This window comes from Streptomyces yangpuensis, assembly GCF_001005295.1.
Lineage (GTDB): Bacteria > Actinomycetota > Actinomycetes > Streptomycetales > Streptomycetaceae > Streptomyces > Streptomyces yangpuensis.
This window is the reverse complement of sequence record NZ_LBMK01000002.1, coordinates 2,043,782-2,057,343: the sequence shown is the minus strand read 5'-3', so window position 1 is coordinate 2,057,343 and position 13,562 is coordinate 2,043,782. Positions and strand designations below refer to the sequence as shown.

Annotated in this window: 10 protein-coding genes, 1 tRNA gene and 2 pseudogenes; 5 read left to right on the top strand and 8 right to left on the bottom strand. The window is 74.0% G+C overall.

The genetic code is table 11. The annotated features are described in order from the left end of the window. The first annotated feature begins 286 nt into the window (after positions 1-286). Both puuE and AAT21_RS14475 read left to right on the top strand, forming a co-directional pair. Positions 287-1,195 (top strand): allantoinase PuuE, encoded by a 909-nt coding sequence (gene puuE / locus AAT21_RS14480; RefSeq protein WP_046776950.1) that lies wholly within the window; start codon positions 287-289, stop codon positions 1,193-1,195. Between the two features lie 32 nt (positions 1,196-1,227). After that, positions 1,228-1,302 (top strand) — tRNA-Trp (locus AAT21_RS14475). A gap of 127 nt (positions 1,303-1,429) precedes the next feature. Here the strand turns inward: AAT21_RS14475 and AAT21_RS37495 are convergent. Further along, positions 1,430-1,888, bottom strand: a complete 459-nt coding sequence (locus tag AAT21_RS37495) for a hypothetical protein (RefSeq protein ID WP_046776949.1) — start codon at positions 1,886-1,888, stop codon at positions 1,430-1,432. A gap of 496 nt (positions 1,889-2,384) precedes the next feature. Between AAT21_RS37495 and AAT21_RS14465 the strand changes: the two genes are divergently transcribed. Continuing rightward, a complete protein-coding gene (locus AAT21_RS14465; protein WP_235438791.1) occupies positions 2,385-2,834 on the top strand; it encodes a hypothetical protein in 450 nt (149 codons plus the stop codon). Between the two features lie 87 nt (positions 2,835-2,921). On the opposite strand, the gene AAT21_RS14460 is transcribed toward AAT21_RS14465, so the two are convergent. After that, positions 2,922-3,746 carry a MerR family transcriptional regulator gene (locus AAT21_RS14460; RefSeq protein WP_046776948.1) on the bottom strand — a complete coding sequence of 275 codons (825 nt, stop codon included), beginning with the start codon at positions 3,744-3,746 and terminating at the stop codon, positions 2,922-2,924. A 423-nt stretch (positions 3,747-4,169) separates the two neighbouring features. Between AAT21_RS14460 and AAT21_RS14455 the strand changes: the two genes are divergently transcribed. Further along, positions 4,170-4,721, top strand: coding sequence for an NUDIX domain-containing protein (locus AAT21_RS14455; protein WP_046776947.1), 552 nt, complete (start codon positions 4,170-4,172; stop codon positions 4,719-4,721). A gap of 73 nt (positions 4,722-4,794) precedes the next feature. On the opposite strand, the gene AAT21_RS14450 is transcribed toward AAT21_RS14455, so the two are convergent. From AAT21_RS14450 to AAT21_RS14435, 4 genes and pseudogenes are all read right to left on the bottom strand, one after another. Further along, the gene (locus AAT21_RS14450; protein ID WP_046777426.1) at positions 4,795-5,370 is read right to left on the bottom strand and encodes a hypothetical protein; all 576 of its coding nucleotides are present in this window, start codon (positions 5,368-5,370) and stop codon (positions 4,795-4,797) included. Between the two features lie 248 nt (positions 5,371-5,618). Further along, a pseudogene (locus AAT21_RS14445) lies at positions 5,619-6,294 on the bottom strand (YqjF family protein). After that, a pseudogene (locus tag AAT21_RS14440) lies at positions 6,275-7,494 on the bottom strand (RNA-guided endonuclease InsQ/TnpB family protein). Before AAT21_RS14440 ends, AAT21_RS14445 begins: the two co-directional pseudogenes overlap by 20 nt. 243 nt (positions 7,495-7,737) lie before the next feature. Beyond that, the gene (locus tag AAT21_RS14435; RefSeq protein ID WP_046776946.1) at positions 7,738-9,033 is read right to left on the bottom strand and encodes a serine hydrolase domain-containing protein; all 1,296 of its coding nucleotides are present in this window, start codon (positions 9,031-9,033) and stop codon (positions 7,738-7,740) included. 230 nt (positions 9,034-9,263) lie between these two features. On the opposite strand from AAT21_RS14435, the gene AAT21_RS14430 reads away from it, so the two are divergent. Continuing rightward, complete coding sequence (locus tag AAT21_RS14430; protein ID WP_079025638.1) at positions 9,264-10,973, top strand: alpha/beta hydrolase; 1,710 nt, start codon at positions 9,264-9,266, stop codon at positions 10,971-10,973. A 227-nt stretch (positions 10,974-11,200) separates the two neighbouring features. Here the strand turns inward: AAT21_RS14430 and AAT21_RS38940 are convergent, their stop codons facing one another. Both AAT21_RS38940 and AAT21_RS34460 read right to left on the bottom strand, forming a co-directional pair. Next, a complete protein-coding gene (locus tag AAT21_RS38940) occupies positions 11,201-11,875 on the bottom strand; it encodes a CPCC family cysteine-rich protein (RefSeq protein ID WP_235438790.1) in 675 nt (224 codons plus the stop codon). Between the two features lie 138 nt (positions 11,876-12,013). Continuing rightward, positions 12,014-13,048 (bottom strand): hypothetical protein, encoded by a 1,035-nt coding sequence (locus AAT21_RS34460; protein WP_157879690.1) that lies wholly within the window; start codon positions 13,046-13,048, stop codon positions 12,014-12,016. Positions 13,049-13,562: the final 514 nt, after the last annotated feature.

Here is a 13,562-nt window from a genome sequence, read left to right as displayed (position 1 = left end):
TCTACTATCCCGGTTCGTGTGTGACGTGAGTCCTATGGGGCGGCTCACCTCCGGGGCGCCCGAATCTCACCGAGTGTCACTGCATGTACCCCTTCGAGAGACCGGGCCGCATGTACGGATTACACCGGAATCCAAGGAAATGTACGGTTCGGGGGTCGTGTGCTCATGGGGGGGCGGCGGATACGGACCGGGCCGCGGGCCCGTGCCGGCCGGCGGGGCGGCCGCCCGTACGGCGCGGGCGTGTGGTCCGCGGCGGGGGCGGGTGGGCGGCGGTAGGGTGCGGGCCGTGTCCGAGCAGCAGCGTGACCTCGCCGGCTACGGCGCCGAGCCGCCGCACGCGGCGTGGCCCGGGGGTGCCCGTGTCGCCGTCAGCCTCGTGCTGAACTACGAGGAGGGCGGGGAGCAGAACGTCCTGGAGGGCGACCGCACCTCGGAGGGGTACCTCCACGAGATCGTCGGTGCGCCGCCCGTGACGGGCGGGCGCGACCTGAACGTGGAGTCGATGTTCGCCTACGGGGCGCGCGCCGGTTTCTGGCGCATCCACCGCACGCTCGCCGCGCACGGTGCGCCGCTGACCGTGTACGCCGTGGGGCAGGCCCTGGAGCGCAACCCGGAGGCGGCGCGCGCGATGGGGGCGGCCGGCTGGGAGGTGGCGGGCCACGGCCGGCGCTGGATCGACTACCGGCACGTGCCCGAGGAGGTCGAGCGCGCCGACATCGCGCGCACGGTCGAGACGGTCGGGCGGCTCGTCGGCCGGCGGCCCGTGGGCTGGTACACCGGTCGGACCAGTGCGAACACGCGGCGTCTGGTCGCCGGGGAGGGCGGGTTCCTCTACGACAGCGACGACTACTCCGACGACCTGCCGTTCTACGTCGAGGCGGGCGGGCGCCCGCACCTGGTGGTGCCGTACAGCCTGGACGCGAACGACTTCAAGTTCCTGATCGTCCACGGGTTCACGACCGCGGACGACATGCTCGCCTATCTCGTGGACACCTTCGAGACGCTGCGCGCCGAGGGCGCGGAGCGGCCGCGGATGATGAGCGTCGGCATGCACTGCCGGATCATCGGGCGGCCGGGGCGGATCCGCGCGCTCGACGGGTTCCTGAAGCACGTCGCGTCGCGGGGCGGGGCGTGGGTCGCCACGCGGGAGCAGATCGCACGGCACTGGCTGGCCACGCACCCGCCCGCGGGGTGAACGCGTGCGGCCCCCTAGGATGCCGGGCGGGCGGGGCCGTAGCGCAGAGGTCGTCGCGCGCGGTCTCCAAAACCGTGAGGACGCCGGTTCGAATCCGGCCGGCTCCGCCCACCCCACCCGCCCCGCCCTCCGCGTGCGTTGCGTGTGGTGCGCGCCGCGGCTGCCGCAGGCCCCTGCCGGACCCCGGTGAGGGGGTCCGGCAGGGGCCTGCGGCCGTGGCCGTCGGGGTGTGGGCTAGGCCGCGGGGGTCTGGGCCTTGTCGGGGTTCTCCTTGTCCACGACCACCGGGTCGGGCTTCGGGGCCGGCTTGGGGTCCGTGTTCGGGGCCGGCTTGGGGTCCGTGTTCGGGGCCGGGTTGGGGGCCGGGGCGGGCTTGTCGGGCTTGTGCTCGCAGTAGACCTTGCCCTGGTAGAACTTGCAGCCCGGCATGTTCTCCACGTCGCGGACCTTGTCCTTCTTGCCGCGGTGCTTCTGGTTCTTCTTGCCCTTGTCGTGCTTGTCGTTCTTCTTCTCCCACTTCCCCTTCTTGTCGCTGTTCCCGTGACCGCTCTTCGCGGGGGCGGCGGCCGTGGACGCGGAGGCCATCGACGGGGCGGCGAAAGCGCTGGTGGGGACCAGCACGCCTCCTCCGACGATCGCGGCCGAGACGGCGTACAGGGCGAAACGCTGCTTCCGGGAGGTGGTGCGGAACATGAGAATGACTCCGATGAGAGGTGGGGACGAGGGGGACGTTCCAGAGAACATTGGGCGAAATGTCTGTTTCGTTCTCTGGTTAAAAGACTGGCTCCCGTACTTCATGAAGCCGTCCGCCGACTGTCACAGGCGCGTGACAGGCCGCGCGGCTCCCCCGTCCGGGCCCGCCCGGGACCCCGTCCGGGCCCCGTTCGCCCGCCCCCGGCATGGCGCCGGGGCCCGCGGCCGGCGCGCGGCGGATGCTGGTGCCGATACCGATACCGGTGCCGGTACCGGTGCCCGGCGACCCTGCAGGAGGGGCCCGTGAACGAGCCCGGCCCCCGAAGAGAGCACAGGCCCGCGCCCACCGGAGCGGGCGACGACACCGCCGGCCAGGCCGGGGTCATCGGCATCGGGCTCGCCGCCGTGCTGACGTTCGCGCTCGCGCAGGGCTCCTGGCAGTGGTTCGCCACGTACATCGGGGGGACGCTCTTCGCGATCGTCTTCGCCTTCCCAGGTGCGGCCGGCCTGGCGGCCCGGCATCCGCACGGCGTACATGCGCGCCCTGGTCGCGTACGCGCTGGTCGTCGGCCTGTGCGCGGCGGTCGCGGTGGCCCCCATGCTGCAGCGCTGGGACTGGCTGTTCCCGATGCCGGGCACCCGCAGCGCCTGCGAGGCCGTCGGCCGGTACGAGGTCATCCGTACGAGGGCGGCGGTGGCGGAGCCGGCCGGCGTTGACGCCGCCGCGCTGGCGTACGCGCAGGAGAGCGGGCGGAGGAAGGCCGTCGCCGGCTGCCTGGCGTCCACGACGACCCTGTGGCTGCCCCTGTACGGGGCCGGGGCGGCCGTACTGGTCGGCGCGGGTGCGTGGTACCGCGACCGGAACCGGGCCGGGAGGCGGTCCCCGGCCGGTTCCTCCCCGCAGGAGCCGGCCGGCGCGGGAGCGCGCCGGACCGGTCCGGCGTAGGTCCGGCCGGGCGCGGCGGCAGGGCACGCACCCGCCGCCCGCTGTGCACGGCGGGCGGCGGGTGCGGGTGGGGGCGGACGGGGGCGGTCAGCCGGCCAGGGGGACCGCGATGTCGCAGGCGGGGTCGGCCGGGGAGATCTCCGACCAGTTGGCGAAGTAGACCTCGCGGGGCGCCGCCGTCGTCGTGCGGGACTGGCGCTGCGCCCACGCGTAGACCGCGTCGTAGGCGGAGAGGATCTGCGGGTAGGTGACCTGTGCCCTGGTGAGGCGGGTGTAGGCCTCCGTGTGGGCCGGCTCCGTGCGCGAGGGCACCGGGAACTGCCCGGCGCGGGCCGGGTCCACCGGGACGCAGAGCTCCACCGGGCCGTCGCCGTCCTCGTTGACCTCCCCGTGGTAGACGACGAAGGGGTGGCCGAAGAATCCCCCGTGCGCCTCTGCCACCGGGGCCAGCCGGCCCAGGGCGGCAGAAATCCAGTCGGGCAGCTCCTCCGGGGTGATGTGCCGCTGTTCCGTGAGGACCAGCTGCTGCGGCACCTCGCGTTCCTGGATCTCGTACATGTCCGGACTCCCTTCGTCTCCGAGCAGGTGGATACGGAGGTGCGCCGCCAGCTCGCGCTGCGCCGCGTGCCGGCGCTCGACGCCGTCCCAGTACGCGGCCACCAGGCGGGCCGCCTCGGGGGCCGGGGCGGCCAGGACCGCGCCGACGTCGGCCAGCGGCATGTCCAGCCCGCGCAGCCGCACGATCAGCCGGGCCGCGGCGAGCCGGCCCTCCCGGTAGTACCGGTAGCCGGTGGCGGGATCGACGTGGTCGGGCGGCAGCAGACCGTGGCGGTCGTACAGGCGCAGCGCCTTGTGCGACAGCCGTGCCCGGCGGGCGAACGTGCCGATGCTGAGCAGTGCTTCTTCCTCCATGGCCCCTACGCTCCCCTCTCCCCCAGGGTCAGGGTCAAGCCGGGCCCTCTCAGCCGGCGGCAGAGCGGCCGGACCGGCCTGGTCTCGTTCGCCGGCCACCACGAGAGCTGCGCCCAGGAGACCGCCGCGTTCCCCGGCTCCGGGCAGGGGGTGTCCGGGCCGGACTCGCCGGCCCCGGCCGCGGGCAGTTCGGCGCGCAGGCCGAAGGCGGCGGCGAGCAGGCCCCGGGCGGCGGCCTGAGGTGCGCTCAGGAACCCGGCGAAGAACTGCGGGTGGGCTCGCAGCCCGCCGGGGTCGGCCCGCCGGAGGTCTCCAGCCCGAGGAGGCCGGCGCCGCCTTCGGTGGTGGGGGCGGGCACCGACAACGCCGACAGCCCGTCAGTCACGGGTGGGTGCGGGGGCGGCGGGCGGGATACTGGCCGTCATGACGTCCGCTCCCCCGCCTCCGCCCGCGGTCCCGATCCCGTTCTCCCGCATCAAAATCCGTACCGCGGCCCTGGTGTTCTGCGGCGACGAGGTCGCGCTCATCCGCCGCGACCGGCCCGGCTCCACCCACTACAGCCCGCCCGGCGGGAACGTGGAGGACGGCGAGGACCTCACCTGCGCCCTGCGCAGGGAGCTCGCCGAGGAACTCGCCCTGGACATCGACCGGGCCGAGGGCGGCGACCTGCTGTGGGTCGTCGACCAGCGGGTCAGCCGGCCCGGCCCCACCCCGCCCCCGCGCAAGCTGCACCTGATCCACCGCCTGCACATCACCCCCGCGGTGCGCGCCACGCTGGCCGTGGAGGAACGGGACGAGCAGCCCGACGGGAGCCACGAGATCGGCGTGATCGAGTGGATCGACTACCGGAAGGTGGCCGGGCTCCCGGTCTTCCCGCCCATCGGTGCCGCGCTCGCCGCGCTGCCCGGCCCGCGGGCGGCCACGGCCGACGCCGCCCTGGAGGCTGTCACCGACGACAACTACACGTGGGTGTGATGGCCTGACGGCGGCCGGCCGGCGCGGGCTTCGGGCCGGCGCGGCTTCGGGCGGCGGCCGCCGGCCCGCGGGGTCAGGAGGCCCGGCGGGGGCTGGCGTGGCGGCGCGGGCGGCGGCGGGCGGCGGGTGCCTCCGGGGCGGCCTGTGGTGAGGAGAAGCCGCCCGCGACGGGCAGGGGGGCCGCCGCCGGGGCGGTGGCGGGCGCGGGGACCACGGCGCCGGCCGGGGCCCGGCGGGCCTGCCCCTGCGCCTGGGACGGCGTCTGGGGCTGGGGCTGGGAGCGGCCGAGGACGGCGGTGTGCGGGATGAGCGGCGCGCAGGACTGGCAGATCTCGGCGAGCGTCCAGACCTGTCCCACGGCCGGGTTGTGGAGCAGGACCAGGAGGGTGGAGCCGGTGCACTGGGTGCGGGTCTCGTGCCAGGCGCACTGTGCGGCGGCCCGGCAGGCGCAGGCGGCGTTGGGGCGGACGGTGGCCAGCCGGGCGTGGGCCCGGGCGTGTTCGGCGGCGAACCGCTTCAGGGCCGCGGTGTCCTTCGAACGGGGCGGCATCCGGCAGGCTTCGGTGCTGCAGGTGACGGAGGCGCTGTGATCGGCGTGGCCGGTGAGCCGGACCGTCCAGGTCCGGCCGGGCACGCGTGATCCGGGCATGAGGGTCAAGTCGGGTCCGATCGTCGTGTTTCAGGTGGGTCGGTCGCGGTCGGTCGCACCGACGCGGTGCTGATCGCGGCGGGGTGGATCCCGCGGGGTTGTCGGTCCCGGGCGGCGTCTCGCGGTTGCGGCGCCGGGCCGCGGAGAAACGGACATCGCGCGGCCTCGGACGTGGGGTCTTTTTCGCATGTCCCGCGGGCTCTGTCAATGCCCCGCGCCTGGTCGGACGGGTGGAGGGCCGGGGCGGGTCAGCCGGTGGGGCGGGTGAACCGTACGGGGACTCCCGGGGAGTAGAGCACGCTGACCGGCGGGCCGGCGGGCGCGGGCAGACCGGCCGCCGTCACCAGGTCCTCGTCGCAGCCCAGGAGTTCGGCGCGGTGCAGCGGCCAGCGCGGGTGGCTGCTGGGCAGGTACAGCAGCCGGCCGGAGAAGTCGCTGTGCATGCCCCAGCGGGCCGTCAGGAAGTGTTCCAGGGCGGTCGGCTCCGTGATGCGTTCACCGGTCCGCACGGTGAGGGTGCTGTGCGCGCCGCGCGGTCCGGGCCATCTGCGGCTGCTGGTGTAGGTGAGGGTGGGGCCGTCGCGGCGTACCGACATGCGCGACCACACGTACGGGATACGGAACAGGGTGCGGGCGGTGAGGACCGGCAGGAGGCGGGAGGCGTCGAGGGAACGGAAGACCACGCCGCGGCGGCCGTGGGTGTCGACCGAGTAGAGGCGGACGTTGGTCTCGGGGAAGGAGCCCAGGTAGGGGATGCCGGGCAGGCGCAGCCATCCGACACGGTGCATGCGGAACGCGACGAGCCCGATGTAGGTGAGGCCGTCCAGGGTGTCGGGCCGGGAGCAGCCGGGCGACGACGGCGGGGTCCGCGGGCCAGTGCAGGAAGTTGACGCGCTCCCCGCTCCTAAAGGACGGGGATTCCAGCCTGGGCCGTCCGGCCCGTCTGGGGGCTTCCTGCTTCACGGCGCTGTGCGGGCACGGATGCCCGTCTTACCGGCGCTCCACAGGCGTTTGGCCTGTCCGCCCGTCCGGCGGCCAGGATGTTGCGTGCGGCGTTGACGTCGCGGTCGTGGACGGTCCCGCACTCCTTGCACGTCCATGCGCGGACGTGCAGGGGCTTGGGGCCGTCTTTGATCCCGCAGGCCGAGCAGACCTGGGAGGTCGGCTCGAAACGGCCGATCCTGCCGAAGTACCGCCCATGCTTGGCGGCCTTGTACTCCAGCATGCCGAGGAACGCCGACCATCCGGCGTCGTGCACGGACTTCGCCAGGCGGGTGCGGGCGAGGCCGGACACCGCGAGGTCTTCCACGTACACCGCTTGGTTGTCGCGGATGATGCGCGTGGATTCCTTGCGGTGCCAGTCCCGGCGCCGGCCCGCGACGCGGGCGTGCTGGCGCGCGACCTTGATGCGGGCCCTGGCCCGGTTCCTCGATCCCTTGGCTTTGCGGCTGAGGTCCTTCTGCAACCGCTTGAGCCTGCGTTCGGCCCGGCGCAGGAAGCACGGGGAAGTGATCTTCGTGCCGTCGGAGAGGACCGCGAACGCCGACAGTCCGAGGCCGATGCCGGCCTCGGTGGTCGTCTCGGGCAGGAACTGGGGGTCGGTGTCCACAACGAACGAGGCCCAGTACCGGCCGCGTCCATCGTGACCGTGACCGAGGTCGGCGCGGCCGGAAGCGGGCGCGACCAGCGCACCCGCAGGTCTCCGACCTTGGCCACGTACAGGCGGCCGTTCTCGCGCAGGCTGAACCCGTTGGCGGTGAGGCGGATGGACTGCCGGTTGTCCCGCTTGGACTTGAACCGGGGCGGCGCGACCTTCGGCCCTTTGCGCTTGCCGGTGACGTAGGAGAAGAAGTTCCGGTAGGCGGTGTGCAGGTCCCTCAGGGACTGCACCAGCACGACGGAGGACACCTCGCCCAGCCACGCCCGTTCGTCGGTGCGCTTGGCGGCGGTGATGACCTGCTTCTGGAGGTAGGTGTCCTTGATGTACGGCAGGCCCGCCGCGTGGGCTTCCTGACGGGCCCGCAGGCCGTCGTTGAAGACCACCCGGGCGCACCCGAACGCCCTGGCCAGCGCGTGGCGCTGGGCGGGCTCGGGGTACACGCGGAAGTTGCACCGGAGCTGCACAGCCGCGACCCTAGCGTTTGGTCTATCGCGCCGCTGACCGTGGTGAAGCAGTACATCGAGCAACAGCGCCGGCCGCTTTAGCTTCGCTCCGCGGACCGTTCCGGCTCACCCCGCCCTGAAGGACGGGGCTTGCGCCGGGCTCATCCGGTCAGTATTGCGCAGGGTGCCCCGCCGCGGGCGGGCCGACGGCCGATGGCAGCCGGTGGCCGGTGGTCCTCCCGCGGCGGGGAACACCCGTACGGCTCAGGGAGAGACGGCCGGGGCGTCGGCGGCGTCGGGGGCGGGGGTGGGGGCGGCCGGGGCGGCGGGGCAGTACTCGGCTTCCATGACGGCGTCCGGGGCGACCGTGGTGCTCCAGTCCCCGTTGCGGTTGTAGGCGAGCTGGTGGCCGCCGTCCTCGGTGGTGACGGCCAGGGAGGTCGATCCGACCATGCCTCCGCCGTGGCCCCACAGCGTGGTGCCGCAGCTCGTGCGCATCCGGGTGATGCCGAGTCCGTAGGCCGTGCCGGGGCGTTCGGGGATCTCCACGGTGGTCTTCATGGCGGCCAGCTGCCGCGGGGGAAGGAGCTCGCCGCGCATCAGGGCGCGGTAGAAGCGGTTCAGGTCGCCGGTGGTGGAGATGATGTCGCCGTCGCCCCAGCCCTGCGAGCCGTTCATCTCGGTGACGTCGTCGATCCGGTCGGGGTCCTGCTCGAACAGTTTGGAGTAGGCGCGGCTGCTGGGGCGTGGGATGCGGATGCTGTTGCCGGGGTTGGTGGTGGCCTTCAGGCCCAGGGGCCTGATGATGCGGTCGCGGACCTCGGCCTCGTAGGTCCGTCCGCCCGCCTTCTCGATGATGAGCGCGGCCAGGACGTAGTTGGTGTTCGAGTACGAGAAGCGGGCGCCGGGAGAGAACAGCGGCGGGTGGGAGAGAGCGACCTTGACGTGCTGGGCGGGCGGCAGGGTGTCGTAGCGGTGCGCGAGGTAGCCGTTGCCGAGCATGTACGTGGTGAGGTACTCCTCGTCGGCCAGGTAGTCGAAGAGGCCGGAGGTGTGGTTCAGGAGCCGCCGTACGGTGATCTTGCTGCCGTCGTTGCCGTTGCCCCTGACCAGGCCCGGCAGATGGTGTTCCACGGTGTCGTCGAGCCGGAGCCTGCCCTCCGTCTCCATCTGGAGCAGGACGGTGGCCACGAAGGTCTTGGTGATGCTGCCGATCCGGAACCGGTCGTCGGTGCCGCGCGGGGCGCCGGTGGTCAGGTCGCCGACGCCCGAGGCGGCCTTCCAGACACCGCGGGCGTCGCGGGCCTGGGCCGTGATACCGGGAATACCGGCCTCGACCTCGGCGTCCATCGCGCGCCGGGTCGCCCCGTGCCCCGCCCTCCCGGAGGCCCGGTCCGCGGCGGCGCCCGCGCTGGTGTCCTGGGTGGCGCCCGCGGTGGTGTCCGGTCCGGGGTCCGGGGCGGCCTGGGCGGGGACCGTGAGGGCGGTGGCGGCCATCGCGGCCGCCGCCAGGCCCACCAGGGCAACCCGTGCGGTCGTAACGGTCGTGCGTAACGTCATGTCGTGCTCCTCGGCGGTCGGTGTGCTCGCGGGAACTCGTGCGGCTTCCCCCGGGAACCGGCGGGGTCCGCCCGCCCGGCAAGACCGCGCCGGCCGGCGGATGGTTGAGCGCGGCCCCGGTCCGTCACCTCCCGGGTGCAGCGCGCGGCCGGCTGTCGGCGGGACGACGGGGGCCGGGCGGGCGGCTACGTTGGCGCCCGTTCGCGACGCCCGTCACGGAGGTGCGCAGCATGCAGACCCGTTCCGCCGTCGGCCCGCGCGGGCACGTGGCCGGGGTGTCGGCCCTCGCCCTGACCGCGGTCACCGCCCTCCTGGGAGCCGCCCCCCGGCCCACCGCCACCACAGCGGCCACGGTGGCCCCCGCCCCGGCCTGGGCCGGGGCAACCGCGGCTACGGCCCCCGCCACCACGGCCGGGGCCGGGGCCTCCGCGGCCGGGGCCGGGGTGGCCGGCTCGTCCGTGCCGGTCCTGTCCTGGGGCCCCTGCACCGGCCCGCGGGACGGCTTCGAGTGCGCGACCGCCCGCGTACCGCTGGACCACCGCCGGCCCACCGGGCCCACGATCGCCCTCGCCGTCACCCGGCGGCCCGCGGCCGACCCCGCCCGCCGCACCGGTGTCCTGCTGCTGCACCCGGGCGGGCCGGGCAGCTCCGGTGTGGACTTCGCCCGTAACAGCCACGCCGCCCTGCCCGCCGCCCTCCGCGACACCTTCGACGTCGTCGGCTACGACATGCGCGGTGTGGCGCGCGGCGCCCGGGTGCAGTGCTGGGACGACGAGGAGTACACGGCCGCCGTCGACGCCGCGCGCGGCGTGCCCGGCCGGGGAGCCGTGCGGCGCGCCGTCCGCCAGGGCGCCGACTTCGCCGCCGCCTGCCGGCAGCGCTCCGGCGGCCTGGTGCCGTTCGTCGGCACCGGCTTCAACGCCCGGGACATCGACCTGCTGCGCCGGGCCCTGGGCGAGGAGACGCTCTCCTTCTACGGGCGTTCCTTCGGCAGCTACGTCGGCACCGTCTACGCCGCGCTGTTCCCGCGGCGGGTACGGGCGATGGTCCTGGACGGGGCCTACGACCCGCACCTGTACGCGGACGTGCCCTACGCCTACGACGCCGCGCAGTTCGCCGCCCTGGACGCGGCGGTCGGCCGGTTCCTCGACTGGTGCGCGCGCGAGGCGGCGGTCTGCGGGTTCGGTGACGGCCGGCCGCGGCAGGCCTTCGAAGACCTCGAACGGGCGCTGGACGCCGACCCGGTCGTCACCGCGGGCGGGCGCCCGGCCACCGGCTACACCCTCGCCTACCGCCTGATGTTCGGCATCAACGCGGGCAGGGAGATCTGGCCCTACCTGGGTGAGGCGCTGCGGGCGGCGCAGGAGCGGCGGGTGTCGTTCCTGCTGTCCCCGCCCTCACGGGCGTCCTTCGGTTTCCTGACCGTGAACACGGCCGTCGAGTGCGCCGACCGCCGCTATCCGTCCGGCCGTACGCTCCTGGGTGCGCTGGTCGGCGCGCACGCCGCCTCGGCTCCGCTGCTGGGTCCCCCGGTCGGTCTCGGGCCGCCCGCCTACGACCACAACCACGCACCGGCGTGCGTCCCGTGGCAGGAGGACCGGCCCGGCCGCTTCGAGGGCTCCTACCGTGCCGCCGGTTCCGCCCCGATCCTGGTCCTCGGTACGACCGGGGACCCCGACACCCCCTACCAGGACGCCGTGGCCCTCGCCGGGACGCTGGAGAACGGCCGGCTGCTGACGTTCGCCGCGGAGGGGCACACCGCCTACAACCGCAGCGCGTGCGTCAGCGCCCTGGTCAACGGCTACCTCGCCACGGGGGCGCTGCCCGCGCGGGGCACCGTCTGCGCGGACGAGTCACCCCCGGAACCGGCCGGCCGCCGCACCGCGGGCCTCGAGGCTGACGAGACGCGCGAGGCGATCCCCGTACTGCGGTCAACTTGACCCGGCCCGTCCCCGGCCGCGGAGGGCGGGGGCGGAGGGTGCGGGCGGGGCCGGGCATGGGCGGGCGGGATGCGGCCCCCGTCGCAGCCATGAGGGCCAGGACCGCACCCCGCACCGGGCGCCTACCCGGGACCGCCCGGCCGACACCCGCCGACCTCGGGGGCCGCCGGGGCGACGGGGGCGGCGGGGGCCGCGGGGCGGCGGGGGCCGCGGGGCGGCGGGGGCCGCTAACGGTCGTAGACCACCTGAAGTCCGCGGCCTTCTGCCCACGCCTCCAGCTGCTCACGGAGCACGGCCGCGGCCGACGGCTCCCGCAGCTCCAGCCCTGCCCAGCCGACGAACCGCAGCTCCCGGGGCATGGTGACGAGGCCGGTGATCGCGTCCCAGAACGCGTCCCGGTTCATGCCGTAGAACGCGGGGAAGCCGAGTTCCCGCTTGAGCACCTGGTGGAGATCACGCTCGCTGCACACCGGGCCGACGTCGATGACCACCCGGCGGCCGGGATCCTGCGCGGGCTCCTCGGGAACGCCCCAGAACGAGGGGAGCCACCAGCACAGGACCACCGCGTCGTCGGGCCAGGGGCGGTGCTCCGTACCCGTGGAGTCCTCGAAGAGGTCGGTGGCGGGGTCGACCGGGCGCCAGGCCCCGTCCAGGGGTTCGTCGTCCGTCGCGGGCCTGGCGAACCTCCTGCCCCGCTGGCCGCAGGCCCCGTAGGCGCGGAAGTTGAGCTGGGCCTCGACGAGCGACAGCCGGTCCGGGCCGCCCGGCACGAACGGCCAACGCAGCCGCACCGGGTCGTCCTCCCAGCAGCAGACCGGGCAGATGCCGTACGAACCGGGCCACCCGTCTTCGGCATCGAAGACGAGATGACCACAACAGGGGCAGGGGCGACGGGTGTCCACCGGACGAGTCTGCCCTGCCGTACGCGGGCCGCCCGAGGCGGATGCCGGGCCCGCCGGTGCCGGTGCCGGTGCCGGACATGCGGCGGCACCTCGCAGAGTTGCCTCCGCGAGGTGCCGCCCTCGACCGCTGATGACTGATCAGCCCTGGGTCCCGCCCTGGGTGTTACCGGCGCCGCCACCCTGGGTACCGCCCTGGGTGTTACCCGTGCCGCCACCCTGCGTACCGCCCTGGGTGTTACCGGTCCCGCCACCCTGCGTACCGCCCTGGGTGTTACCGGTCCCGCCACCCTGCGTACCGCCCTGCGTGTTACCCGTGCCACCACCCTGCGTACCGCCCTGGGTGTTACCCGTGCCACCGCCCTGCGTACCGCCCTGGGTGTTACCGGTGCCACCGCCCTGCGTACCGCCCTGGGTGTTGCCATTGCCGCCACCCTGCGTACCGCCCTGGGTGTTACCGGTCCCGCCACCCTGCGTACCGCCCTGGGTGTTCCCGGTGCCACCGCCCTGCGTACCGCCCTGGGTGTTGCCGTTACCGGCGCCCTGCGTGCCGCCCTGGGTGTTGCCGTTACCGGCGCCCTGCGTGCCGCCCTGGGTGTTGCCGTTGCCGACCTGGGTGCCGCCGATGGTGTTGTTCGAGCCGCCGATGATCGTGTTGTTGACGATGGTCGTCACGTTGTTCGTCACCTGGTTGATCACGGCGGGCGCCAGTCCGAGCCGCTTCGCTTCGGAGGCCGCGGCCTTCCGCCCGATGGCGGCCGCCTGCGCCTGGGAAGCTCCGCCGCGGGCTGCCTGCTGAGCCGCTGCCGTGCCTCGTGCCGTTGCAACAGCGGCGTCGGCCTTCGTCGAAGCCGCGCTGGATGCGGCCGACGCGCACCGGACGGTGCCTACGGAGACCGGACCGCCGCCGGTGATTTCGGCGCGGATGTCGCCCTTCGGTCCGGCAGCGACGCGGGCGACGGTCTTCCCGTTGCGCTTGACGTCGTAGGTCTGCTTGAGGGCGAAGCCGTTGCCGCGGATCTCCCCGCTCTTCAGGCTGCATACCGCCGCGGGGGCTGCGGTCGGAAGCGTGGAGGCCTGGGAGGGCTGAGCAAATGCCACCCCCGCCGTTCCGGCGAGTATCGCGGTGACACAGGAAAGACCGGCAATGTTGGCGACGTGCTTCTTCCTCGACATTTAAATCTCCCTTGAATGGTCGACCCGGATTCGAGATTCTCTGCGAGCCGGGGATTCGACTTGCCTGGTGTCTCAGTTCCGTTTGTCTGGCCGAGCGGTTTATCTGTATCCAGATTGCCCTTTTCGGGCACGGGGAGAAAGAGACGGAGATTCGGGGCTTGACAAGTTCGGATTCGGATGGGCGCCCTGCCGTGCCTGGGGTGGGCGGGGCGGGTTCGGCGGGCGCGCCGGCACACATCGAGCCGTTGCCGCCCCGACGTGTGTCGGGGCGGCAACGGCTGAAGGGGACGGCAGCACCTCGCAGAGGGGGCCTCTGCGAGGTGCTGCGCCTTTCGGCGGGACTGGTCAGCCCTGGGTTCCACCCTGGGTGTTGCCATTGCCGCCACCCTGGGTTCCGCCCTGGGTGTTGCCATTGCCGCCACCCTGGGTTCCGCCCTGGGTGTTCCCGTTGCCGCCACCCTGCGTACCGCCCTGGGTGTTCCCGTTGCCGCCACCCTGCGTACCGCCCTGGGTG

What these genes read in the sequence shown, in the direction of transcription:
- AAT21_RS37495 (WP_046776949.1), bottom strand. Translation starts at nt 1,888, where the DNA reads ATGTTCCGCACCACCTCCCGGAAGCAGCGTTTCGCCCTGTACGCCGTC.
- AAT21_RS14460 (WP_046776948.1), bottom strand. Translation starts at nt 3,746, where the DNA reads ATGGAGGAAGAAGCACTGCTCAGCATCGGCACGTTCGCCCGCCGGGCA.
- AAT21_RS14455 (WP_046776947.1), top strand. Translation starts at nt 4,170, where the DNA reads ATGACGTCCGCTCCCCCGCCTCCGCCCGCGGTCCCGATCCCGTTCTCC.
- AAT21_RS14450 (WP_046777426.1), bottom strand. Translation starts at nt 5,370, where the DNA reads ATGCCCGGATCACGCGTGCCCGGCCGGACCTGGACGGTCCGGCTCACC.
- AAT21_RS14435 (WP_046776946.1), bottom strand. Translation starts at nt 9,033, where the DNA reads ATGACGTTACGCACGACCGTTACGACCGCACGGGTTGCCCTGGTGGGC.
- AAT21_RS14430 (WP_079025638.1), top strand. Translation starts at nt 9,264, where the DNA reads ATGCAGACCCGTTCCGCCGTCGGCCCGCGCGGGCACGTGGCCGGGGTG.
- AAT21_RS34460 (WP_157879690.1), bottom strand. Translation starts at nt 13,048, where the DNA reads ATGTCGAGGAAGAAGCACGTCGCCAACATTGCCGGTCTTTCCTGTGTC.